Here is a 22,508-nt window from a genome sequence, read left to right on the forward strand (position 1 = left end):
GAAGGTTGAATCCCTACTTCAGATACGTGCGGTGAGCAGAAGGCCTAGCCGGTAACCGCGCCGAGAGCCGCGGATTGCACGAGCTTCGTGTACTTAGCCAGGACGCCACGGGTGTAGCGCGGAGGAAGCGGAGCCCAGCCGATGCGGCGGGTGGCCAGCTCATCAGGGTCGACCAGTAGGTCAAGCGTGCGAGCTGCGATATCGACCCGTATGAGATCACCATCGCGCACGAAGGCGATGGGACCTGCGTCCACCGCTTCGGGTGCTATGTGGCCGATACACAGTCCGGTTGTGCCGCCTGAGAATCGACCGTCAGTCAATAGTAGTACATCGGCACCGAGCCCGGCGCCCTTGATGGCGGCGGTGATCGAGAGCATCTCGCGCATGCCGGGACCGCCCTTCGGGCCCTCATAGCGGATGATCACGACGTCGCCCTTTTCGATGCGACCCTCGGTCAGGGCGTCCATCGCGCCGCGCTCTCGCTCGAACACACGCGCCGGACCTTCGAAGATGTCGGAGTCGAAACCGGCGGTCTTCACGACCGCGCCCTCGGGGGCCATCGTGCCCGTGAGCACGGTGATGCCGCCGCTGGCGTGGATCGGGTTGTCGAGGGTGCGCAGAACCTCGCCGTCGAGGGCGGGCGGGTCGATCTCGGCCAGGTTCTCGGCGACGGTCTTGCCGGTGACGGTGAGGGCGTCGCCGTGGATCAATCCGGCCTCGAGGAGCGCGCGCATGACCGCCGGCACCCCGCCGTGACGGTCGACGTCGTTCATGACGTACTTGCCGAAGGGCTTGAGGTCGCCAATGTGCGGAACCTTGTCGCCAATGCGGTTGAAGTCGTCGAGGGTGAGCTCGACCTCGGCCTCGCTGGCAATGGCCAGCAGGTGCAGCACGACGTTGGTGGATCCCCCGAAGGCCATGGCGACGGCGATCGCGTTCTCGAAGGCCTTCTTGGTCAGGATGTCCCTGGCCGTGATCCCGAGGCGCAGCAGGTTGACGACGGCCTCGCCGGAGCGGTGCGCGTAGTAGTCACGGCGGCGGTCGGCCGACGCCGGCGACGCGGAGCCGGGGAGGCTCATCCCGAGGGCCTCGGCGACGCTCGCCATTGTGTTGGCCGTGTACATGCCGCCACAGGCCCCCTCGCCGGGGGCGAAGGCACATTCGATCCGCTTCGCGTCCTCGACGCTCATCCGTCCGGCCTTCACCGCGCCGACGGCCTCGAAGGAGTCGATGATGGTGATGTCTTTTTCGGTTCCGTCCGAGAGCTTGACCCAGCCGGGGGCGATCGACCCGGCGTAGAGGAAGACGGAGGCCAGGTCCAGGCGCGCGGCGGCCATCAGCATCCCGGGCAGCGACTTGTCGCAGCCGGCCAGCAGCACCGAACCGTCGAGGCGCTCGGCCTGCATGACGACCTCGACGGAGTCGGCGATGACCTCGCGGGAGACGAGCGAGAAGTGCATGCCCTCATGGCCCATCGAGATGCCGTCGGAGACGGAAATCGTGCCGAACTGGAGCGGGTAGCCCCCACCGGAGTGCACGCCTTCCTTCGACGCCTGGGCCAGGCGGTCGAGGGACAGGTTGCACGGCGTGATCTCGTTCCACGAGCTGGCAATTCCGATCTGGGGCTTGTCCCAGTCGGCGTCCCCCATCCCCACGGCGCGCAGCATGCCGCGCGACGTGGTGGCTTCGATCCCGTCGGTGACGGCACGGCTGCGTGGTTTCAGATCGTTCTCAGGCATGCTCCGAGTCTAGAACGTCGGAACAAGGGTCACTGTTCGTGTGACGCCTCGTGTGATCAGGTGGCCGAATCGGAGGCGGCCGACCGGAAATCGGCGAGAAGCCGAAGCACCTCGGTGACCTCGCCCGGGCCGCGAACGCGGTAGCCGGCCAGCGACACCCCTGGCCCGATCTTGAGGCCGATGTCGCCCTCGCGAAGCACCGCGAACGCGTCCTCATCGGTCACGTCGTCGCCCGCGTAGAGCACCCGGTCGGCGCCCGTGTGATCCCGAAGGCGGGCCAGGGCTTCTCCCTTTGTACTCGCGCGGACGGAGAACTCGAGCACGTTCTTGCCCTCCCGGATGGTAAGTCCCGGTAGAAGCTGCTCTGTTTGCTCGCGCGCCTGGCGCTGGGCGGCCAGGCCGTCCTGCGGCGTCGCGAGCCGGGTGTGCAGCGCCAGGCCGGCCGGTTTGCGCTCGATCCAGGTGCCGGAGGTCGACCCGGCGATCCGGTCGAGCACGCCGGCGAGCGCGTCGAGCTGCTCGAGTTCGGCGGCGACCAGGTCCAGCTCGATCTCCGGGGTGTCCAGTTGCACCTCGATGCCGTGCGACCCCGTCAGCAGCACGTCACTTTGGGGCTGCGCGACGTGCTGCAGGCTCACCAGGGCGCGGCCGGAAACGAACGCGACGCGAACGCCGGGAAGGTCGAGCAGGCGCTGCACGGCCTCCCGGGTGCCTTCCACCGCGCGCGCCTCTTCCGGCCGGTCGACGTGCGGCGCCAGAGTGCCGTCGAAGTCGAGGGCCACCAGAAGCGTCTCCGCTCCGCTGATCTCACGCAGGGCTTCGGCGAGCTTGTCGGGTACTCCGGCGCGCACAACGGCTCCTTCGGTCAGGGTTCGGAGGAAGGATGCCGACCAGGCGGCGACATCGTTGTCAAAGACTTTGCGCCGCAGCGCGCGCATCCGGCGTGTGCGCTCGGTGCGGGGCATGGCGATGGCGCGGAGGATGGCGGCCTTCACACCGTCGATGTCATGGGGGTTGATCAGGATCGCCTGTTTGAGTTCGTCGGCGGCTCCGGCGAATTCGCTCAGCACGAGCACCCCGTCGCCGTCGAAGCGCACGGCCACGTACTCCTTGGCGACGAGGTTCATCCCGTCACGCAGTGCGGTCACGAGCATGACGTCGGCGGCCAGGTAGAGGGCGACCATCTCTTCCCGCGGGTACGCGTGGTGGTGGTAGCTGATGGCCGTGTGGCTGATGGTGGAGTAATCGCCGTTCAGGCGCCCGACGGCGAGCTCGATCTCGTCGCGCAGGGCAATGTATGTGCCGACCCGTTCCCGGGAGGGGCTCGCGACCTGCACCAGCGTGACATCCTCAACGCTCAGGCTGCCGTCTTCGAGCAGTTCCCCGAAGGCCTTGATGCGGTGCCCGATGCCCTTGGTGTAATCGAGCCGGTCGACGCCGAGCATGATCGTCCCGGGGTTGCCGAGGTCCGCACGGATCTGCCGGGCTCGCTCCTGGATATCCGGGCGCCTGGCCAGCGCCTCGTAGCTGGCCGCGTCGATCGAAATCGGGAAGTGCTTCGCGATCACGTGGCGCGAACCTGCGGCGTCGGGGACGTCGATGGCCACCCCGCGCGTCGTGTATCCGAACAGTCGTCGCACGGCGGCCGAGAAGTTGCCGGCGTCCGCGACCCTTTGGAAGCCGATCAGATCGGCGCCGAGAAGGCCGTCGAGGATCTGTTTGCGCCACGGCAGCTGGGCGTAGATTCCGTACGGCGGGAACGGGATGTGATTGAAGAACCCGATCAGCAGGTCGGGGCGCGCCTCGCGCAGCATCCGCGGCACGAGCTGGAGCTGATAGTCGTGCACCCAGACCGTGGCGCCCGGCGCAGCGGCCGAGGCCGCCCGTTCGGCGAATCGCCGATTCACCGCTACGTAGGAGTCCCACCATTCCCGGTGGTAGCTCGGCGGGGCGATCACGTCGTGGTACAGCGGCCAGAGCGTGTCGTTGGAGAAGCCCTCGTAGAACTGCTCCAGCTCGAGGGCGCTCAGCCGAACCGGGATGATCGAGATCCCGTTTTTCTCGAACGGGTCGAAACTCCGATCGGCGACCCCGGGCCAGCCGACCCAGGCGCCATCCGACGCCTGCATCAGGGGCTCCAGCGCGGTCACCAGCCCTCCCGGCGAGGTGCGCCAGGCGTCGGACCCGTCGGGATTCACCTCGTGGTCCACCGGCAGGCGGTTCGACACGACGACCAGGGGGTAAGCGCCCTGGGGCTCGGCGGACTGTCGGGGTTCGGCGGGAGTTGAAATGGGAGTGTCCGTTCCGCTGCGCGCGTGGTTGTCGAAGTGTGCTGCAAAATCTGGAGTTTACCAGCCGAGCCCATTCCGGGGCCGGGAAGAGCGATGCCGACCGGGAGGCCGCCGGGCCGGCCATCCACGCCGCGCCGCGCCCGAGTAGCCTAGGACCCAGACGAAACGGAGGCCCCATGCGCAAGTACATTTTCAACGGTCCCATGATCGGCGTCATCCTCGGCGGGTGGAGCACCCTCCAGGCCACCAGGAACCGCCCGCGCGATTGGCGACTCGCGCTGGTGTGGCTGGGCTGGGCGCTCAGCGCCGTCGCCGCCATCGACGCCGTCGTCGAAGACGCCAGGGCTCGCAAGATCAAGGCCTGAGCGGGCCGATCTCCCGGCGTGTCCGGCAGGGGGAACCGGGGCTCGTCAGCGAGAATTGAACCACTACAGTCGTACCGCTCGAAAGGGGTCCCGATGTTTGGTCGCCGACGTCGCGTCGCACCCGTCATTCAGGTGCCCGCGCCTGAACTCAGTGACGAGCAGATCTTCGACCTGCTGCATAGCAAGCTCACCGAACTCATCGGCGAACAAGGCCAGTGGACCCTCGTTTCCCGCAGCGTCGACGACACCGACGTCATCTTCCACGGACTCAAGGCGACGCAGATCGCTACGACGCTGACCGGCATCCTGAGCAGCCAGAAGGCCGAGCTTCGCGGCGAACGCACCGCCGAGCCGACCGCCCTGTCGTGGACACCCGCCCCGATCTCCGTGTGGGCCGAACCCGCACGCGCGGCTGCGGTTCCCGTGCTGCTCCCGACCCGCTCGGTCCGAAGCAGCGAGCCGGCCCGCCTCGTCGCGTAACGACGACTAGCCCAGGGCGCTCCAGCCCGACGGACCGGTTGTGCCCGCCGCGTAGTCTTCGAGCGCCGGCTTTCCCGCGCGCCAGGCCGCGAGCACGGGCGCCACGATTCGCCAGCATTGCTCCGCGACGTCGCCGCGCACGGAGAGCGCCGGATCGGAATCGAGCACACCTTCGAGCACCTCCCCATAGGCCAGCAGCTGGCCCGGGCCGAAGACCGCGCCGAGGCTGACCCGTTCGAGCACGTGCGGGTCTCCCGGGCCGTTGAGATTGAGTTCCAGTGACAGCTCGTCGGGCCCGAGGAAGATGCGCAGGACCGTCGGCTCTTCGTGTCCGGTCAGTCCCACCGGCAGGTGCGGAACGGGCTTGAAGGTGACGACGATCTCGCGGCGCCGCGCGGAGAGGGCCTTGCCCGACCGGAGCGTGAAGGGCACTCCGGCCCACCGCCAGTTGTTGATCTCGAAGGTGACCTCGGCGAGCGTCTCGGTGTCGTTGGCGGGGTCGACGCCCGGCTCATCGACGTAGGCCGGCACGGGTCGCGCGGCGACGACGCCCGCGCCGTAGCGGGCTCGGCGGCTCGACCGACGCGGGCTTCCGCCGCGCACCCGCGTGGCGCGCAGCACGATCCCCTTTGCGTCTCGCAGGTCTGCGGCCTCCAGCGTCGACGGCGGCTCCATGGCCAGCACGGCGAGCACCTGCAGGAGGTGGCTCTGGATCATGTCCACCAAAGCCCCGGCCCGGTCGTAGTATCCCGCTCGTCCCTCGAGTCCGAGCTGCTCGTCATAGACGATGTCGACACGCTCGATGTGGTCGTTGTTCCACAGCGGTTCGAAGATGCGGTTCGCGAACCGGAAGCCGAGCAGGTTGAACACCGTCGACCGGCCCAGAAAATGGTCGATGCGGTGGATACACTCTTCCGGAACGAGCCTGGCAAGGCTCGCGTTGAGCCGCACCGCACTGTCCTCGTCGAAACCGAACGGCTTCTCCAGGGCGAGCTGGGTGCCGCCGGGAAGTTCCAGCTCAGCAAGCGCATCGCAGACCAGCCCGGTCACGGCCGGCGGCAGCGCGAAGTAGACGGCCGGCGCCCCCTCGCACAGGGCGAGCAGCCCCTGCATCTCCTCGGGCCGGGTCACATCGGCCCGTCGGTACACCGTCGTGGCCACGAGGTGGTCGACGCAGGCGCCGGACGCCTCGGCGGCGGCGAAGGACTTCACGACGATCGCCCGCCACTCGGCAGGCGTGAGGTCGTCGCTGCCCGCACCGACCAGGCGCAACCGACGTACGTGCTGCTCGGTCAGGAGCTGCCCCAGCGCCGGCAAGAGGAGCCGGGAAGTGAGGTCTCCGCTTGCGCCGAGGATGAGGAGAGTCGCGATGGGCTGCGTCATACGCCCACCGTAGCTGTCCGGATGGCGCCGGGCATCAGGCACAGGAAAAGGGAGCCCCGCCGAAGCGGAGCCCCCTTCCCTGTGGAGCGTTGGAGTGCGGGATCAGGCCTTCCGGCTGCGGGTGAAAAGCCCGTAGATGAGCAGCACGACGATGGAACCGAGAATCGCGATGATCCAGGTCCGCCAGTCGAAGAACTCGCCCATTTCGACACCGAAGAGCAGGCTGGCAAGCCAGCCGCCGAGGAGCGCCCCAACCACGCCGAGGACCAGGGTGATGACCCAGCCGCCGCCCTGTGTGCCGGGCAGGAGTGCCTTCGCTATGGCGCCTGCGATTAGGCCGAGGAGGAGAAAGCCGAGAAAACTCATAATCGATACCCTTCTGTCGGCACCCACATTCTGGATGCGGCGGTGCGGCCGGCTGTGAATTTGCTGTCCGTGGAGGGCAGCTTATAGACTTTCCGCGATTTTGTTGTAGGTTCCCTTTTCCCCGGCGTGTCGCACGAATTCTAAATTGGGGAATATGACAAATCGGACACTCGCCGCACGCGACCTCGCACACATCGCCATCTTCGCCGCCCTGATCGCAGCCCTCGGTCTTCCCGGTGCGCTGTCTATCGGTGCCGTCGCGGTTCCGATCACCTTCCAGACCCTCGGCGTCATGCTCGCCGGTGCCATCCTCGGTGCGCGCAAGGGCTTCTTCGCGGTGGCATTGTTCCTCGCCCTGGCCGCGGCGGGCCTTCCCCTGCTGTCCGGCGGTCGCGGCGGGCTGCTCTGGTTCACCATCTCCCCCTCGACCGGCTACCTGTACGGCTGGCTGCTCGCCGCGGTCGTGATCGGCTACCTCACTGCGCGCCTGCTGCCGAGGTATCCGTTCTGGCCCGCCGTCGGAGCGACCGCGCTCGGCGGCATCGTCGCCGTCTATCTCATCGGAGTTCCGGTGACCGCGATCAACCTGGGCCTGCCCCTCTGGGTCGCGTTGTTCGACAGCGCGAAGTTCCTGCCCGGCGACCTGCTGAAGGTCGTCGTGACCGTGCTCGTTGCCCGCCAGGTGCACCGGGCCTACCCCGGACTCATCGCCCCGCTCGGCCGGCGGTCCGCGTCCAGCGCGGCGCCGGTCGCGGTCAGCGCTGAGCCCGCCAACGCAAAGCCGGCCAACGCAGAGAACGCGGGCCAGGGGTCTCGATGAGCGCAATCACCTTCGACCGGGTCTCACACTCGTTCGGCGAGAGGCAGGTGCTGCGGGGCATCGACCTGAGCCTCACCGAGCACCGCATCGGGATCGTCGGCGCCAACGGCTCCGGCAAGTCCACGCTGGTGCGCATGATCAACGGCCTCGTCGCACCGAGCAGCGGCACCGTGACCGTGGACGGGCTCGACGTGGCGAAGAAGGCTCGCGACGTGCGCCGCCTGGTCGGTTTCATCTTCACCAATCCCGACAACCAGATCGTCATGCCGACCGTGCAGGAGGACATCGCCTTCACGCTTCGGCGCCGCGGCCTGAGCGCCGCGGAGATCGCCGAGCGCACCACGGCCGCGTTGCACCGCTTCGGGCTCGCGGAACACGCAGACCATCCTGCTCACCTGCTCTCCGGTGGACAGAAGCAGCTCCTCGCCCTGGCCGCCGTGCTCGTCGCGGAACCGCAGGTGCTCGTCGCGGATGAGCCGACGACCCTGCTCGACGCCCGCAATGCCCGCCGCATCGGCGAGCTGCTGCACTCGATGAGCCAGCAGGTCATCGTGGTCACCCATCAGTTCGCGCTGATCGAGGGCTTCGACCGGGTGATCGTCATCGAGCACGGCGAAGTGGTCGCCGACGGAGTGCCCGAGGACTCCCTCGACTCGTACCGCGCGCTGCTGGCATGATCGGCCTCGCGTGATCGGCCTGTACTCCCCCGGCCGGTCGGTCATCCACCGGGCGCCCACCCTGCTGAAGCTGCTCCTGCTCTCGGTCGGCGTGGTGGTCGTCGGCGTGCTGGCGGAGCCCTGGCAGCTCGCCATCGCTGCGCTCGTCGTTCTCTCGCTCTTCGTCATCGCGCGCATTCCGCCGCGCGCCGCGGTGGCGCAGATCGCGCCGATCCTCTGGATGCTCGTGCTCGTCGTTCCGATTCAGGGGCTGCTGTCCGGATGGCTCGTCGCGGCCCTGATGGCCGGGCGACTCATCGTGGCAGTCGCCCTCGCCGCGCTGTTCACCCTCACCACGACCGTGACGGCCGTGCTCGAGGCCTTCCACCGCCTGCTGCGGCCGTTCGGGCGCTGGGTCGACGCCGACCGAATCGGCCTGCTGGTGGCCCTCACCATCCGCTGCATCCCGCTGGTGACCGAGATCGTGACCGAGGTGCTCGAGGCACGCCGCGCTCGAGGCACGCGCGGCTCCGTCATGGCGCTGGCCGTTCCCGTCGTCGTCCGGTCGCTGTACGCGGCGGATGCCCTGGGCGAGGCCCTCGTCGCCCGGGGCCTCGACGACTGAGCGGGTGTGCTGGGGCCACGTTCTGGCTGACTTGCGGAGAAAGTACCTTCGTCGCGCCAGTGAAGGTACTTTGTCCGCACCTCAGCGCGGAATTCCCGGAGTACATTGCCTGCATGGCTGCATGGGCACAGGTCGAATCAGAGATGCGTCTGAAGGAAGGAAGCTGGTCATGAGTACACTCGTTCTGTTTGACTCGAACTTCGGCAACACCCGGAAGATCGCCGAGACGGTTGCCGCGGAACTCGGAAACGACGCCACTGCGACCCCCCTGGCAGGCCTGGGACAGGGCGGTCTGGAGGGCGTGGACCTGCTCGTCGTCGGAAGCCCGATCAACGCGTGGAAACCCACCCCTCGGACGCAGGAGTTCCTCGACGGCCTCGGCGAGGGGTCCCTGCGCGGGGTCCGGGCCGCGGCCTTCGACACGCGCGTGAGGCTCTTCATCCACGGTGACGCCGCGGCGAAGATCTCCCACGCCCTCGAAAAGGCGGGAGCCCGGATCGTAGCGAGACCCCGCGGCTTCATTGTCGAGGGCCGGGAGGGGCCGCTCGCTGCCGGCGAGGTGGAGGGGGCAACCGCCTGGGCGCGGTCGATAGCGGTCGCCGCCCAGGGCTCCGGCCCGAGCGGCACGGACGTCACGGACTAGGCCGGCGGCGGCGTCTGCGCCGTCTTCTCGGCCGGTCCACGGCGGGCACGGGTGCGGTAATGCTGAACGGCGCCGCCCGCCGGGCAATGTGGTGGTCGGACCTCCGCTGCCTGGGCGCCGGGGCCTTCTGCGCCGGCAGGCCGAAGAACCACAGCTTGGCGACCTCCACCAGGACCAGGTAGACGACGAGCATCGCCAGAAGCGCAAGGAAGAACGGTACCGGAAGCGGGTCGAAGCCGAGCAGCCCCGCCAGCGGGGAGTACGGCAGGGAGATTCCGACGAACACCACGCTCAGGGCGGCCGTCGTGAGGCCGGCCGACGGGCGGCTGCGCAGGAACGGCACCCGGCGCGTTCGGATGACGAAGATGATCAGGGTCTGCGTGGCGAGCGACTCGATGAACCAGCCGGCCCGGAACTCGCCCGGCACGGCGTCGAAGACAAACAGCATCAGGGCGAAGGTCGCGAAGTCGAAGAGAGAGCTGATCGGGCCGAAGACCAGCATGAAGCGCCGGATGAGCCCGATGTTCCAGTGCGCCGGCGCCCGAAGCTGCTCCTCATCGACGTTGTCGCCGGGGATGGCCAGCTGCCCGGTGTCGTAGAGAAGGTTGTTCAGCAGGATCTGGCCGGGCAGCATCGGCAGGAAGCTCAGCACGACGGATGCCACCGCGGCGCTGAACATATTGCCGAAGTTGCTCGACGTCCCCATCAGCACGTACTTGATCGTGTTCGCGAAGATGCGCCTGCCCTCCATCACACCGTCCGCGAGCACTCCCAGATCCTTGTCGAGGAGCACCACGTCGGCGGCGTCCTTGGCTACGTCGGTGGCGCTGTCGACGGAAATGCCGATGTCCGCGTCGTGCAGCGCCAGCGCGTCGTTCACGCCGTCGCCGAGGAATCCGACGGCCCGGCCGCCTTCCCGGAGGAGCCGCACGATCCGCGCCTTCTGCTCCGGGGTCACCCGGGCGAAGATGCTCGCTTCCTCGGCCGCGGCGCCGAGCTCCGCATCCGACAACTCGTCGATCTGCGTGCCGGTGAGGGTGCCGCCCGAGAGCACATCGAGATCCGCGCATACCTTTTCCGCCACCCGGGCGTTGTCCCCGGTGGCGATCTTCACCGTGATTCCGAGCGCCTCCAGTCGGTCCAGCGACCGGCGGGCGTTGGCCTTCGGCGGGTCGAGGAAGACCAGGAAGCCGACCAAAACGAGGTGCTGCTCGTCCGCCGGCTGGATGGCGGCGAGCCCGGCGGCGGGCCGGGAGGCGACAGCGATCACCCGGGCGCCGGCATCGAACTGTTCGTCCAGTTGAGCCTCGGTCCCCGCCGGCGTTCCCACGCAGCGCCGGAGGACATCCTCGGGGGCGCCCTTGGTCACCAGGCGCACGCTGCCGGAGACTTCCCTGACCAGCACGCTGGTCATCCGCCGCTCATGGTCGAAGGGGATCACGTCGAGGCGCTCGTACCGGGCTGCCTGGAAGGTCTGTGCGCGCGGGGACTCCCAGAGCGCAGAGTCGAGGGGGTTCTGGCCCTCATCCGCAGGCCCGCCCGTCGCGTAGTCGGCTTCGGTGGCCAGCAGGCCCAGCACGTACACGTCCTCGGCCGAGGCGTCCGGCCCGATCGGCAGGGCGTCGGTGAACCTGATCCGCCCCTCGGTGAGCGTCCCTGTCTTGTCGGTGACCAGCACATCCATGTCGCCCAGGTCTTCGATGCAGACCAGTCGTTTGACGAGCACCTTTCGGCGAGCCAGCCGCCTCGTTCCCGTCGCGAGGCTGGTGCTGACCACGGCAGGAAGCAACTGCGGAGTGATGCCGACCGCGATGGCCAGGGAGAACAGCAGGGACTCAAGCACCGGGCGCTGCAGCAACAGGTTGGCGACGAAGATCAGCGAGGTCAGGCCGATCGCAACCTGCAGCAGAAGGATGGAGAAGCGTCGGAGCCCGAGCTGGAATTCGGTCTGCGGTTGCTGCTCCCCCAGCCCGAGGGCGATTCGGCCGAATTCTGCCCGTCCTCCGGTGGCGACCACGACGCCGACGCAGCTGCCGGCCTGGACGACCGTTCCCATACGGATGCAGGAGGCCAGCTCTCCCGGCTCCGCCGGCGTCGCGGCCGGGTTCTTGCTCACCGGGAGCGACTCGCCGGTGAGGATGCTTTCGTCGCAGAGCAGGTCTTCGCTGCTCAGCAACCGGATGTCCGCCGGCACGATCGCGCCGAGTCCCAGGTGCACGACGTCGCCGGGCACCAGGTCCACGACGTCGACCGGGCGGGCCGTGCCGTCGCGGACGACGACGGCGCGGTGCGTCACTCGGGAGTGCAGGGCCTGGGCGGCACGTTCCGCCCGGTACTCGTTGCTGAAACCGAGGCCGACGCTGACCACGAGGATCACGCCGATGACTATCGAGTTCGTGACATCGCCGAGGAAGAGCGATACGCCCGCGGTGATGACGAGGAGGATCAGGATGGGGCTGCGCAACTGCCGGGCGAGTACCGACCAGGCGCTGGCCCTGTGCGTCCGGACCGCGTTGGGTCCCAGCTCCCGCAGGCGCTGTGCCGCTTCCGCGCTCGTCAACCCGGCTTCGCGGGTGCCCAGCGCCCGCAGCGCCTCGACCGGACTCAGGCGCGCGGCATCGGCCAACGACTCCCGCACAGCCACGTCTCCTACGCCCACGTCCGGCATGGCCTCAGAATGTCCCACCCGCGCGCGGGCCGCCACTGGGCGCCGAAAGGCCCGCGTCAGCGCGACGCGGGCCTTCCGGATGAAACGAGGAGCCGTGCGGCCCTACTTGGCGGTCATGGAGTCGACGTACTCCTGGTTTTCACCGATCCACTTCTTGACGATCGGCGCGTAGTCCTGGCCGTCGTAATCGACGAACATGGCCTTCTCGAGCGAGTACAGCTTCTCGAGGTCCATGTCGAAGCCCTTGATCCACTTGGTGGCCTGCGGGAAGTCCTTGGCAACATCCTTCCTGCCGTAGGCGTGGATGCTTTCGACGTTCTTGAGGGTGCCCTCTGGGTCCTCGAGGGTCTTGATCGGCAGCGAGCTGTAGGCCCAGTGCGGCTCCCAGAGGGTGACGGCGATGTTCTCGCCGGCCTTGGTGGCCGCGGTCAGCTCGGTGAGCATGGCTGCGGTCGAGGAGGTGAGGTATTCCATCTTTTCGAGGCCGTAGGCCGGGATGACCCGGTCGGTGGTCGCCGCGGTCAGGCCGGCGCCGGGCTCGATTCCCACGATGCGGTTGCCGAACTTATCGGCGTTCTTGGCGAGCTCGTCGAGGGAGTCGATCGGAGCATCCTCGTTCACCGCGATGGTGAGCCGGGACTCTTCGTTCCAGGCGCCGAGGTCGACGATGTCATCGCCGTACTCCTTCACGTAGGAGGCGTGGGTTTCGGGCATCCACACGTCCAGGTTGAGGTCGTAGTCGCCGGTGGACAGGCCCGAGTACACCGGGGCCACGTCGGCGTATTCCAGCTCGACGTTGTAGCCCTTCTCGTCGAGAACGGCCTTCCATAGCTCGGAGGCGGCGACGCCTTCATCCCAGCCGTTGAACACGGCGATGGTGAGGTCCTTCTTGTCCTTGTTGCCGCCGCCGACGGACTCCTCAGCGGACGCGCAACCGGTGAGGGCGAGGAGCCCGACTGCTCCGGCGGCGATCAATGATCGTGAACGATTCTTCATGTTTTCCTTTCATGCCACCGCGATGGGTGGCCGGGTGTGAGGTGTGTGGGTCAGGCTGCCAATGCCTGCTGGCGGCCGCGTTTGCGCGCCCCGAGGAAGCGACCCAGGGGGGTGTCGCTCGTGCCGAGGGCCGCGGTCAGGCGGTCCAGGAAGATCGCGAGGATGACCACGGCAAGTCCGGCCTCAAAGCCGAGGGCGACGTCGATCCGGTTGAGGCTGGCGACCACCTGGGCACCGAGACCGCCGGCGCCGACCATTCCGGCGATGACGACCATCGACAGGGACAGCATGATGACCTGGTTGATTCCGGCCATGATCGTCGGCATCGCGAGCGGGAGCTGGATCTGGCGCAGGATGCGCCAGGGCGACGCGCCGAAGGCCTGCCCGGCCTCGACAACTTCCTTGTCAACCCCGCGAATGCCCAGTTCGGTGAGACGGACACCGGGTGCCATCGCGAAGATGATCGTCGCGACGATTCCGGGAACGACGCCGACGCGGAAGAGGATGAGCGCCGGGATCAGGTACACGAAGGCCGGCATCGTCTGCATGAAGTCCAGGACCGGTCGGATGATGCTTGACGCGGCCTTGGACTTCGCGGCCAGGATGCCCAGGGGAACGCTGATGGCGATGGCGAGCAGGCTGGCTACCAGCACGAGCGCCAGGGTGTCCATGGCGTTTTCCCACTGGTCGACGCCCACGATCAGGGCCAGCCCGACGACAGAGCCGACCGCGAATTTCCAGCCACGGGTGGCGTAGGCCAGCGCGGCGGCGATCACGATGATCACCCAGAAGGGCGGAGCGACCAGCAGGAAGGCCACGACCTCGAACGCGCCATCGAAGACCGCACGGATGATGTCGAAGAGGAAACCGAACGTGTCGGTGATGTACTCGATGAAGCCGTCGACCCAGGTGCCCAGGGGAATGCGGAAGTCGTTCACAGCTGTGCCCCTTCCAGCGCGGTTTCGCGCAGGGTTTCGGTGATCAGGCTGACGGAGATCGTTGCAGCCGGCTCGACGACGGGCAGTTCGCCCGTGTTGGTGGTGACGTTGCCGATCGCGGCTAGAAGCGTGACCCGCGGGATGACCCCGACCAGGCGATTCTTCTCATCGACGACGGCGATGGGCAGGTCGCTTTCGACCGAGGCCTCGACGAGATCGACCAGCGCCGTATCGGGAGTGACCGCCGTGGCGGTGTCGCGGATGATCGTTCGCAGGTCGGTTTCACCGGCCTTGACCAGCCGGAGCACGTCCCGGTCACGCACGACACCGGCGAAGGTGCGGTCGCGGTTGACGACGAACGTGGCCGAGGTCTGCAGGTCGCGCATGGTGCGAAGCGCCGCGCGCGGCCCGGCATTGATCGTGACGACGCTGCGCACGGGCTCCATGACACTCGAGGCGGTGAGAACCCGGGCCCGGTCGACATCCTGCACGAACTGGGCAACGTAGTCGTTCGCCGGGTCGGTCAGGATCTCTTCTGGCGTGCCGATCTGCACGATTCGGCCGTCGCGCATGACGGCGATGCGGTCGCCAAGGAACATGGCCTCGTTGAGGTCGTGGGTGATGAAGATGATGGTCTTGCCCAGTTCGGCCTGCAGCTCGATGAGCTGTTCCTGCATTTCGCGACGGATCAGCGGGTCCAGCGCCGAGAAGGCCTCGTCCATCAGAAGCACGTCGGTGTCGGCGGCCAGCGCACGGCCGAGGCCGACGCGCTGCCGCATTCCACCGGAGAGCTCCGACGGAAGGCTGTCGGCCCAGCCGTCGAGTCCGACCAGGCGGATGATCGTGCGGGCGCGCTCCAGGCGCTCCTCGCGACCAATTCCCTGCACTTCGAGGCCGTAGGCGACGTTGTCGATCACGGTGCGGTGCGGCAGCAGGGCGAAGTGCTGGAAGACCATGGAGATGCTGCTGCGGCGAATCTCACGCAGCGCCTTGGCCGGGATGCCCGTGATGGGCTTGCCGGCGACCGTGACGGTTCCGGAGGTGGCGTCGAGAAGGCCGTTGAGCATGCGGATGAGCGTGGACTTGCCCGATCCGGACAGGCCCATGACGACGAAGATCTCGCCGCGCTTGACCTCGAACGACGCGTCGATGACGGCGGCCGTACCGAGGGGGGAAACCTCCGACCTGCTGGCTCCTGCGCTAAGTTTCTTGACCATCTCGCTCGGGCGGCGCCCGAACGCTTTGTACAGTCGATCTGCCTTGACGGCAATAATTTCGGTCACGTGTTCTCCGTGCACGCCGAACGCCCACCGGTTTAACGGTCAACGCATCGAATGCAAGCTGTTGCCGGACGGGTAGGCAGTGACCGGCCACGGCGCGCTTCGATGAGCGGGGCTGGAGCGATCATGGGACCACTCGTCAGGGCCTCACCATACGATCACGGCCGTCCCGCGCGATTGTTTGCATCGGGGCTGTCGGCTGCGTGAGCGCGTCCTGGTGAAGGGTCGTAAGACCGTCGCCAACCCTAGCACACCCCCTTTTTGGGGGATGGCCGCGCTTTTTTGTCGCGAGGGGGATGGACGCGCGAGTGCCGCCCGGGAGTACTGCTGCCCGGACGGCACTGCCTTGCGCGTTCCCCCCAAGTTGTTTCGCCGGGTCAGGCGCCGACGGAGACCGGCTGCCTGGTGGCGTCGCCCTGGCCCTCGCCCTGGCCCTCGGCCTGGCCCTCGCTCTGGCCCCCGGCCTGGCCTTCGTGGTGTTCGAAGCTGTGGTGCGCCAGCATCGTGGACTCGTCGAAGGGCTCGAGGCGGTCGAGAACCCGGTCGACCTGCACCCGGTCGATTTCCCTCGTCCAGGTGCCGATAAGCACGGTGGCGACCGCGTTGCCGGTGAAGTTGGTCAGCGCGCGGGCCTCGGACATGAACCGGTCGATCCCCACGATGAAGCCGACGCCGTCGAGCAGTTGCGGAGCGTGAGCCTGCAGGCCGCCGGCGAGGGTCGCCAGCCCGGCTCCGGAGACGCCTGCCGCACCCTTCGAGGCGATGATCATGAAGACCAGAAGCCCGATCTGCTCCCCAAGCTGCAGGGGCTGGCCCAGCGCCGTAGCGATGAAGAGGGACGCCATCGTCAGGTAGATGGCCGTGCCGTCGAGGTTGAAGGAGTACCCGGTGGGGACCGTGACACCGACAACCGGCCGGGAGACGCCGAGGTGCTCCATCTTCGCGATCAGGCGAGGCAGGGCGGCCTCGGAAGACGAGGTGGAGAAGATGAGCAGGTATTCGCGTCCCAGGTACCGCATCAGCTTGAAGATGTTGACCCCGGTGACGATCTTCAGCAGCCCGCCGAGGATGACCACGATGAAGACGACGCAGGTGGCGTAGAAGGCCGCCATCAGGGTGAAGAGGCTGATCACGGCCTGGATGCCGGTCTCACCGACGACCGCGGCAATCGCGCCGAAGGCGCCGATGGGCGCAAGCCACATGACCATGATCAGGATGCGGAAGACGAGGGCCTGGACGTGGGCGATGCCGCGGAGGATCGGCAGCCCGGCCGGCCCCATCTTCTGCAGGGCGAAGCCGGCGATGAGCGCCACCATCAGGGTCTGGAGGATGTTGCCGGAGGTCAGCGAGGAGAAGAGTGTGGTCGGGATGATTCCGAGAATGAAGGTCTCGGTGTCGGAGGATTCCGTCACCTCGTAGCTGGCGCCGGCGATGTCCAGGCCCGCCCCCGGCTGGATGAGGTTGCCGACCAGCAGGCCGATGCCGAGAGCGAAGGTGGACATGACGAGGAAGTACCCGAGCGCCAGGCCGCCGATGCGTCCGACCGTTGCGGCCTTCGCGATGGATCCGATGCCGAGCACGATCGTGCAGAAGATGATCGGCGAGATCATCATCTTGATCAGGCCGATGAACGCAGCCCCGAGCGGCTTCAGCGAGACGGCGAACCCGTCCGGACCACCGAACATCAGTCCGACGACGACGCCCAGCACGACGGCGACGATGACCGCCGTGTACAGGTAGTGCGACTTGTCGAAACGCTTCTTGCGCTTCACGACGGGGGCAACTGGCGACGACGCCATGGGAGACTCCTTTGTCTAGGCTTGAGGGGGCCCTCACTGGGCCCACAGAAATCCGTGGTGCGTTCAAGAGTCGTTCACGGCGCCCGCACCGTCACGCTTGCGGTCATATTGTTCACGGAAAGGCGATTGCCATGAGTCACGGATGGAGCATCGCGCGCCGGCTCTTCCTGGCCCATGCCCTCTTCATCCTCGTGCTGGCGGCATTCGTCGGAACTGCATCCTTCGTCGACGCCCGTGATCGCGGATATTCGGAAACCGCGGATCGCATGCTGGCCGTGGCCACGGCCATCGCGGACAATCCCCTCGTGCTCGAGGCCAGCCGCGGAGCGGATCCGAGCGGTTCCCTCCAGCCGTATGCCCTGCGGGTGGCGGCGGACGCCGACCTCGACTTCATCACGATCATGGACACGGACCGCACCCGCTGGACCCACCCGACGACCTCGGAGATAGGCAAGGAGTACATCGGCGCGGTCGGACCGGCGCTCGCCGGAGAACCGCTCACCGAGGTCAGCACCGGCACGCTCGGGCCATCCGTGCGCGCCGTAGTTCCGGTCACCGACGAGCAGGGAGCCGTGCGGGCGCTCGTGGCCGTCGGAGTGACGACGAGCAACGTGACAATCGCGCTCAACGCCCGCTTGCCGGCGGTGCTCGGCCTGGCCCTGGCGCTCCTGGCCGCAGGGTCCATCGCGACCTGGCTGCTCGGGCGCTACCTGCGCCGGGTCACCCTCGGCTGGGGACCGGAACAACTGGCCCAGCTCTTCGTCTACCTCGACTCCGTGCTGCATTCCGTGCGCGAGGGGCTGGTGCTGGTCGACCCCCGGGGCGAGCTGGTGCTCTACAACGACCAGGCGGCCCGGCTGCTCGGCATCCCCCCGAGGTCGCCCGCGGGGGCGGCTGCCGGCGGAGCCCCGCTCCTGGCGGACCTGGACCTGCCGGCGAGCCTGGGCGAGCTGCTGCAGAGCGGCCGACCGGCGCGAGACGAGATCCATCCGACCGGGAGCCGGGTGCTGGTCGTCAGCCAGCAACCCGCGCTCGCGTCAGCGGCCGGCCGCGGCAAGCCCGCCGCGATGGGGTCGGTGGCCACCATCCGTGACCACACCGATCTCCAATCGCTGGGCAACGAGCTGCAGGGCATGCGCACCCTCTCGGATGCGCTTCGCGCCCAGACCCACGAACACTCCAACCGCCTGCACGTGCTTGTCTCCCTGATGGAACTGGGCCGGATCCCGGAGGCGCTCGAGTTCGCGACCCGGGACCTCGAGCTCAGCCAGCAGCTGACCGACGAACTGGTCACCTCCGTCGACGAACCGGTGATCGGCGCCCTCTTGATGGGCAAGGCCGCGCAGGCGCACGAGCTCGGGATCGCGCTCACGGTCGAGGCGTCGGGCAGCCTGTCGGATTCCGGGCTCCTGGTGCAGGACCTCGTCACGGTGCTCGGCAACCTGATGGACAACGCCCTCGACGCGGCCGTCTCGGGCGAGGCGCCGCGCACCGTGGACCTCCGCGTTAGTTCGACGGCGGATGCCCTGGTCATCGAGGTGGCCGACAGCGGTCCGGGCGTCGCCGCCGAGGCGGAGGAAGACGTGTTCCGGCCGGGATTCAGCACCAAGGATCCCGGCGCCTACGGCCGCGGCCTGGGCCTGGCCCTCGTACGGCAGACCGTGGCGCGCCTCGGCGGCAGCCTCGTCATCGGCCGGCACCAGGGGGCGGTTTTCACCGTCACGATCCCCACTCACCGCTCCCCCGAACCCACCCCCGCCGCAGACCAGGCGCAGGCACCTCGTGCCTGACCCGGTCGCGCCTGGGCCGGTTGCGTCTGGCCGCCTGATCCGCGTGCTCGTCGTGGAGGACGAGCCCCTCGTCGCCGAGGCCCACGCGGCCTACCTCGGTCGGCTCGAGGGCTTCGTGCACGCCGGGACCGCCGGCACCGGCCAGTTGGCACTCCGACAGCTTGCCGAAGCCGCCGAATCGGGGGCGCCGATCGACCTCGTGCTGATGGACATGAACCTGCCCGACCTGCACGGCCTCGACGTCTGCCGCCGCATCCGGGCGGCCGGACTGGCCACCGACATCATCGCGATCACCGCCGGCCGGGAGCTCCGCACCGTGCGCGGCGCAATCGCCGCCGGCGCCGTGCAGTACCTGATCAAGCCGTTCACCTACGCGCGTTTCGCCGAGAAACTCATCCAGTACCGCGACTTCCACCAGCAGCTGGGAGCCCAGCCGGCGGTGACGACGCAGTCGGAAGTGGACCTCGCCTTCGCCACGCTCCGCGCGCCCAGCGAGCTTCCCCCGCCCAAGGGCCTCTCCGCGGCGACGCTCGCCGCCGTCATCGAGTTCCTCAAGGCCGAACCCGGGCCTGCCTCCGCGAGCGAGGTCATGGAGCGGCTCGGCATGTCCCGGGTGACCGCGCGGCGATACCTGGAGTACCTGGCCGACGCCGGCGCCGTGCTCCGCACGCCCCGGTACGGCACGCCGGGGCGCCCCGAGAACGCGTACGCCTGGAAGTCGTCCGGCTGAACCTGTCCCGAAACTGAACCGTTCCCGAAAAGGGGCGTGCCTTCGACCGGGGAATGCGCCAGACTCAGCGGGATGAACGCAGATCTGTGGCTGCCGCTGCCGGCCGGGCTGGTCGGGCTGGCGCTCGGCGTGCCGCTCACAGGACTGGCCGCACGGATGCTGCGCGCGCCGCGCGACTTCGGCTGGCGGGTTCGCCTGGCCGCCAGCCTGGCGACCGGGGTGCTGTTTGCGCTGCTCGCCCTCGGGTTCGGCCCCAGCCCGGAACTTCCGGCTTACCTGCTGCTGGCCGCGGCATCCGTCGCGCTCAGCATCGTCGACGTCACTGAGAAGAGACTGCCCAACCCTCTGCTGCTCGCCACCACGGTGATCGTGGCGGTCGCCCTCGTGATCGCGGCCGCCGTCGGCGCCGACTGGGGCGCCGCGTTAGGCGCCCTGCTGGGCGGCGCCGCGCTGTTCGCGCTCTACCTGGTGCTCGCGCTCATCTCGCCGGCGGGCATCGGCTTGGGGGACGTGAAGCTCGCAGCGGTGATCGGGCTCGCCCTCGGCTACCTCGGCTGGGACACCTGGCTGATCGGGCTGGTCGCCGGATTCGTCGTCGGCAGCGCCATTTCTCTGGTCGCGCTGGCGCTGCGCCGGGTCAGCCTGCGCGGTTCCCTGCCATTCGGGCCTTCCATGCTGGCCGGGGCATATATCGCGATTCTCGTCGCCGTGCTCTGACCCGCGTTCGTGAGCTTGCTTCGCCACCCCCGTTCGGGTGCCCCGCGACTGGGGGAATGATGCGCACGGGAGACCGGCAGTATGGTGGCCTCCTTCCCGGCGATACCCGAAATCACAAGGGGTTAGACATGCGCACGATCCTCGACATCCTGGCCAGCCGTCTCCGCCATGCCGATGACCGCGAACGCGGCGCGACCGCGGTGGAATACGCCCTGATGGTGTCCCTGATCGCCCTGGTGATCTTCGGCTCCGTCGTAGTCTTCGGCGCCGCCGTCACCGGCATGTTCGGCGAGTACAACGCGAGCATGCCGTAAGCCCTGAATCCCTCTGCTCGCTGCCGGGACCGGCGGCGCAAGCCTCAGCGCGCCGGCGGCCCCGCCCTGCGCCCCCCTCCCCTCCCCGCCGTCCTCCCTCCACCCGCCACGCCGCTGGTCGCGTCGCCCTCGCACCCCCCGAACAGTGGCCCCCAAACAGGGGCCCCCCGTTCTGGGTGTTAGTGAGAAATCCTCAATCCGCATAGCTTGCCTTCATCCGCTCGGCTAACCAGGCCGGCTCTTCACAGAACGGAAACCCGACATGAAGTTCTTCACCAAAATCCAGGCCGCCGTCAACAGCCTGCGCACCGAAGACGACGGCGCCACCGCAGTCGAGTACGGCCTCATGGTCTCACTCATCGCCGTGGTCATCATCACCGCCGTTGCCCTCATCGGCACGAACCTCGACACGATGTTCACCGGCGTGGCCAACAACCTCTAACCACGAACCCGAGTAGGGCGGCGGCCTCCCGGAATCCGGGAGCCGCCGCCGCACTCTCCCCCACTCTCCCGATCTCCCCGTTGCCCCGCCCACCCGAAGGGCCATCCAGATGAAGCGTCTTCGCGATCGATTCAACGAACGCGGCGCGGCCGCCGTTGAGTTCGCGCTCATCCTCCCGGTGCTCCTGCTGCTCGTGATGGGGCTCATCGAGTTCAGCCGGGTCTTCAACATTCAAATCTCCCTGAGCAACGCGGCTCGGGAAGGCGCCAGGACCATGGCCATCCATGATGACCCCGCCCGCGCACGCACGGCCGCCAGCGCGGCCGCCCCGTCGATCAACCCCGCGATCGCTGACGGTCAAATCACGGTCAGCCCCGGCGCCTGCACGCCCGACGCGACCGTGGAAGTGACCATCGACTACAACGTCGCCCTCATGACGGGCTTCTTCGGCGCGACGATCCCCCTGACTGGAACTGGAGTAATGCTATGTGGTGGTTGACCAGCCGGCTTCGGCCCGAACGCGGCGCATCCGCGGTTATCGTCGGCATCATGCTGGTGCCGCTCATCGGATCTCTGGCGATCGCCCTCGACGTCGGCGCGCTGTACGCCGAACGCGCGCAACTGCAGAACGGGGCCGATGCCGCCGCCCTGGCGATCGCAATGGGTTGCGCGGACGACGGGGTATGCGATGCCCCTGGCGCCGCCGCCGCGAACTTCACGAACGACAACGCCAATGACGGTGCCGCGAACGTGCTCGCTCCGGTCATCGACCTCACCAACAGAACCGTGACCGTGACCGACTCGACGCGGGTCGCCGGCACGGATCAGGACGCCATCCAGCACCCGTTCGCTGCCATGCTCGGCATTACCGAGACGACCGTGGGCGCAACGGCGACTGCGGAGTGGGGCGGTATCCGCTCCGGCCCCGCGGTGTTGCCGCTCGCGCTGTCCTTTTGCGAATTCCAGCTGTTCGGCGAGCTGAACAACGAACAGAAGCTCACCATCCGCTACGACGAAAACCACCCGTGCACGAGAAACGGTATGGACATCCCCGGCGGATTCGGCTGGCTCGAGCAGACCGACGGCACCTGCGCGGCAACGGTGGCCGTTGACGGTTCCGTGCCGAGCGAGCCAGGCGTCGACTCCCCGAGCAACTGCGACGCGACCCTTCGCGCGCTCGAGGGCAGCACCGTCCTGATCCCGATCTTCGATGGGTCCACCGGCAACGGTGGTCCCGGCATCTTCCATATCTACGCCTTCGCCGCCTTCAGGGTCACCGGCTGGAAATTCGCCGGCGGCAACCGGTTCCCGCTGGTCAATGTGGATCGCTACCCGGGGTGCGACTGCTCCGGCGGCAACGAGCGATTCATCCAGGGCTTCTTCGAAGAATGGGTCACTATCGACTCGGCCTACGACATCGGCGGCCCCGACACCAACGTCACGACCGTCAACCTCACGAACTAGGA

At 68.0% G+C, this 22,508-nt stretch carries 22 protein-coding genes; 13 read left to right on the top strand and 9 right to left on the bottom strand.

Annotated features, from left to right (window positions below; genetic code table 11):
- Positions 1 to 44: 44 nt before the first annotated feature.
- Together ilvD and BLQ39_RS11920 are read right to left on the bottom strand one after the other, a co-directional pair.
- Positions 45 to 1,739: a dihydroxy-acid dehydratase gene (gene ilvD / locus BLQ39_RS11915; RefSeq protein WP_092324247.1), complete on the bottom strand. Its 1,695-nt coding sequence runs from the start codon at positions 1,737 to 1,739 to the stop codon at positions 45 to 47.
- A 56-nt stretch (positions 1,740 to 1,795) separates the two neighbouring features.
- On the bottom strand, positions 1,796 to 4,030 hold the full coding sequence (locus tag BLQ39_RS11920) for a bifunctional alpha,alpha-trehalose-phosphate synthase (UDP-forming)/trehalose-phosphatase (protein ID WP_092324249.1): 2,235 nt from the start codon (positions 4,028 to 4,030) through the stop codon (positions 1,796 to 1,798).
- A 176-nt stretch (positions 4,031 to 4,206) separates the two neighbouring features.
- Here BLQ39_RS11920 and BLQ39_RS11925 point away from each other — a divergent pair, with 176 nt between their 5' ends.
- A complete protein-coding gene (locus tag BLQ39_RS11925) occupies positions 4,207 to 4,395 on the top strand; it encodes a hypothetical protein (RefSeq protein ID WP_092324250.1) in 189 nt (62 codons plus the stop codon).
- A 93-nt stretch (positions 4,396 to 4,488) separates the two neighbouring features.
- The gene (locus BLQ39_RS11930) at positions 4,489 to 4,875 is read left to right on the top strand and encodes a hypothetical protein (protein ID WP_092324252.1); all 387 of its coding nucleotides are present in this window, start codon (positions 4,489 to 4,491) and stop codon (positions 4,873 to 4,875) included.
- Between the two features lie 6 nt (positions 4,876 to 4,881).
- On the opposite strand, the gene BLQ39_RS11935 is transcribed toward BLQ39_RS11930, so the two are convergent.
- Together BLQ39_RS11935 and BLQ39_RS11940 are read right to left on the bottom strand one after the other, a co-directional pair.
- On the bottom strand, positions 4,882 to 6,258 hold the full coding sequence (locus BLQ39_RS11935) for a glucose-6-phosphate dehydrogenase (RefSeq protein WP_092324253.1): 1,377 nt from the start codon (positions 6,256 to 6,258) through the stop codon (positions 4,882 to 4,884).
- Positions 6,259 to 6,360: 102 nt separating this feature from the next.
- Positions 6,361 to 6,624: a GlsB/YeaQ/YmgE family stress response membrane protein gene (locus BLQ39_RS11940; RefSeq protein ID WP_092324255.1), complete on the bottom strand. Its 264-nt coding sequence runs from the start codon at positions 6,622 to 6,624 to the stop codon at positions 6,361 to 6,363.
- 154 nt (positions 6,625 to 6,778) lie between these two features.
- On the opposite strand from BLQ39_RS11940, the gene BLQ39_RS11945 reads away from it, so the two are divergent.
- The 4 genes from BLQ39_RS11945 to BLQ39_RS11960 all read left to right on the top strand — a co-directional run bounded on the left by BLQ39_RS11945 (position 6,779) and on the right by BLQ39_RS11960 (position 9,368).
- Positions 6,779 to 7,444, top strand: a complete 666-nt coding sequence (locus BLQ39_RS11945; protein WP_092324256.1) for a biotin transporter BioY — start codon at positions 6,779 to 6,781, stop codon at positions 7,442 to 7,444.
- Entirely contained in the window at positions 7,441 to 8,121 is a 681-nt protein-coding gene (locus BLQ39_RS11950) for an energy-coupling factor ABC transporter ATP-binding protein (protein WP_092324258.1), read from the top strand. Before BLQ39_RS11945 ends, BLQ39_RS11950 begins: the two co-directional genes overlap by 4 nt.
- A 10-nt stretch (positions 8,122 to 8,131) precedes the next feature.
- Positions 8,132 to 8,725: a CbiQ family ECF transporter T component gene (locus BLQ39_RS11955; RefSeq protein WP_092324259.1), complete on the top strand. Its 594-nt coding sequence runs from the start codon at positions 8,132 to 8,134 to the stop codon at positions 8,723 to 8,725.
- 169 nt (positions 8,726 to 8,894) lie between these two features.
- Positions 8,895 to 9,368, top strand: coding sequence for a flavodoxin family protein (locus BLQ39_RS11960; RefSeq protein ID WP_092324261.1), 474 nt, complete (start codon positions 8,895 to 8,897; stop codon positions 9,366 to 9,368).
- Here BLQ39_RS11960 and mgtA read toward each other — a convergent pair.
- The 5 genes from mgtA to BLQ39_RS11985 all read right to left on the bottom strand — a co-directional run bounded on the left by mgtA (position 9,358) and on the right by BLQ39_RS11985 (position 17,049).
- Positions 9,358 to 12,036 (bottom strand): magnesium-translocating P-type ATPase, encoded by a 2,679-nt coding sequence (gene mgtA / locus BLQ39_RS11965; RefSeq protein WP_092324262.1) that lies wholly within the window; start codon positions 12,034 to 12,036, stop codon positions 9,358 to 9,360. The two genes, BLQ39_RS11960 and mgtA, sit on opposite strands and share 11 nt — an antisense overlap.
- 102 nt (positions 12,037 to 12,138) lie before the next feature.
- Positions 12,139 to 13,032: a glycine betaine ABC transporter substrate-binding protein gene (locus tag BLQ39_RS11970; RefSeq protein WP_092324264.1), complete on the bottom strand. Its 894-nt coding sequence runs from the start codon at positions 13,030 to 13,032 to the stop codon at positions 12,139 to 12,141.
- Between the two features lie 50 nt (positions 13,033 to 13,082).
- A complete protein-coding gene (locus BLQ39_RS11975; protein ID WP_092324265.1) occupies positions 13,083 to 13,970 on the bottom strand; it encodes an ABC transporter permease in 888 nt (295 codons plus the stop codon).
- On the bottom strand, positions 13,967 to 15,253 hold the full coding sequence (locus BLQ39_RS11980; protein ID WP_241982901.1) for a quaternary amine ABC transporter ATP-binding protein: 1,287 nt from the start codon (positions 15,251 to 15,253) through the stop codon (positions 13,967 to 13,969). The genes BLQ39_RS11975 and BLQ39_RS11980 overlap by 4 nt, the downstream gene beginning before the upstream one ends.
- A 374-nt stretch (positions 15,254 to 15,627) precedes the next feature.
- A complete protein-coding gene (locus BLQ39_RS11985; RefSeq protein WP_092324267.1) occupies positions 15,628 to 17,049 on the bottom strand; it encodes a cation:dicarboxylate symporter family transporter in 1,422 nt (473 codons plus the stop codon).
- Positions 17,050 to 17,180: 131 nt separating this feature from the next.
- Here BLQ39_RS11985 and BLQ39_RS11990 point away from each other — a divergent pair, with 131 nt between their 5' ends.
- The 7 genes from BLQ39_RS11990 to BLQ39_RS12020 all read left to right on the top strand — a co-directional run bounded on the left by BLQ39_RS11990 (position 17,181) and on the right by BLQ39_RS12020 (position 22,506).
- On the top strand, positions 17,181 to 18,839 hold the full coding sequence (locus tag BLQ39_RS11990; RefSeq protein WP_092324268.1) for a sensor histidine kinase: 1,659 nt from the start codon (positions 17,181 to 17,183) through the stop codon (positions 18,837 to 18,839).
- Entirely contained in the window at positions 18,832 to 19,569 is a 738-nt protein-coding gene (locus BLQ39_RS11995) for a response regulator (protein WP_241982902.1), read from the top strand. Before BLQ39_RS11990 ends, BLQ39_RS11995 begins: the two co-directional genes overlap by 8 nt.
- A 72-nt stretch (positions 19,570 to 19,641) precedes the next feature.
- Positions 19,642 to 20,286 (top strand): prepilin peptidase, encoded by a 645-nt coding sequence (locus BLQ39_RS12000; RefSeq protein WP_092324270.1) that lies wholly within the window; start codon positions 19,642 to 19,644, stop codon positions 20,284 to 20,286.
- 128 nt (positions 20,287 to 20,414) lie between these two features.
- Positions 20,415 to 20,600, top strand: coding sequence for a Flp family type IVb pilin (locus BLQ39_RS12005; RefSeq protein ID WP_135109309.1), 186 nt, complete (start codon positions 20,415 to 20,417; stop codon positions 20,598 to 20,600).
- Positions 20,601 to 20,862: 262 nt separating this feature from the next.
- Positions 20,863 to 21,042, top strand: coding sequence for a Flp family type IVb pilin (locus BLQ39_RS12010; protein WP_092324273.1), 180 nt, complete (start codon positions 20,863 to 20,865; stop codon positions 21,040 to 21,042).
- A gap of 109 nt (positions 21,043 to 21,151) precedes the next feature.
- On the top strand, positions 21,152 to 21,541 hold the full coding sequence (locus tag BLQ39_RS12015) for a TadE/TadG family type IV pilus assembly protein (protein WP_092324274.1): 390 nt from the start codon (positions 21,152 to 21,154) through the stop codon (positions 21,539 to 21,541).
- Entirely contained in the window at positions 21,529 to 22,506 is a 978-nt protein-coding gene (locus BLQ39_RS12020) for a pilus assembly protein TadG-related protein (protein WP_092324276.1), read from the top strand. Before BLQ39_RS12015 ends, BLQ39_RS12020 begins: the two co-directional genes overlap by 13 nt.
- Positions 22,507 to 22,508 lie beyond the last annotated feature (2 nt).

The sequence above is a fragment of the Cryobacterium psychrotolerans genome (assembly GCF_900101115.1).
GTDB classification, from domain to species: domain Bacteria; phylum Actinomycetota; class Actinomycetes; order Actinomycetales; family Microbacteriaceae; genus Cryobacterium; species Cryobacterium psychrotolerans.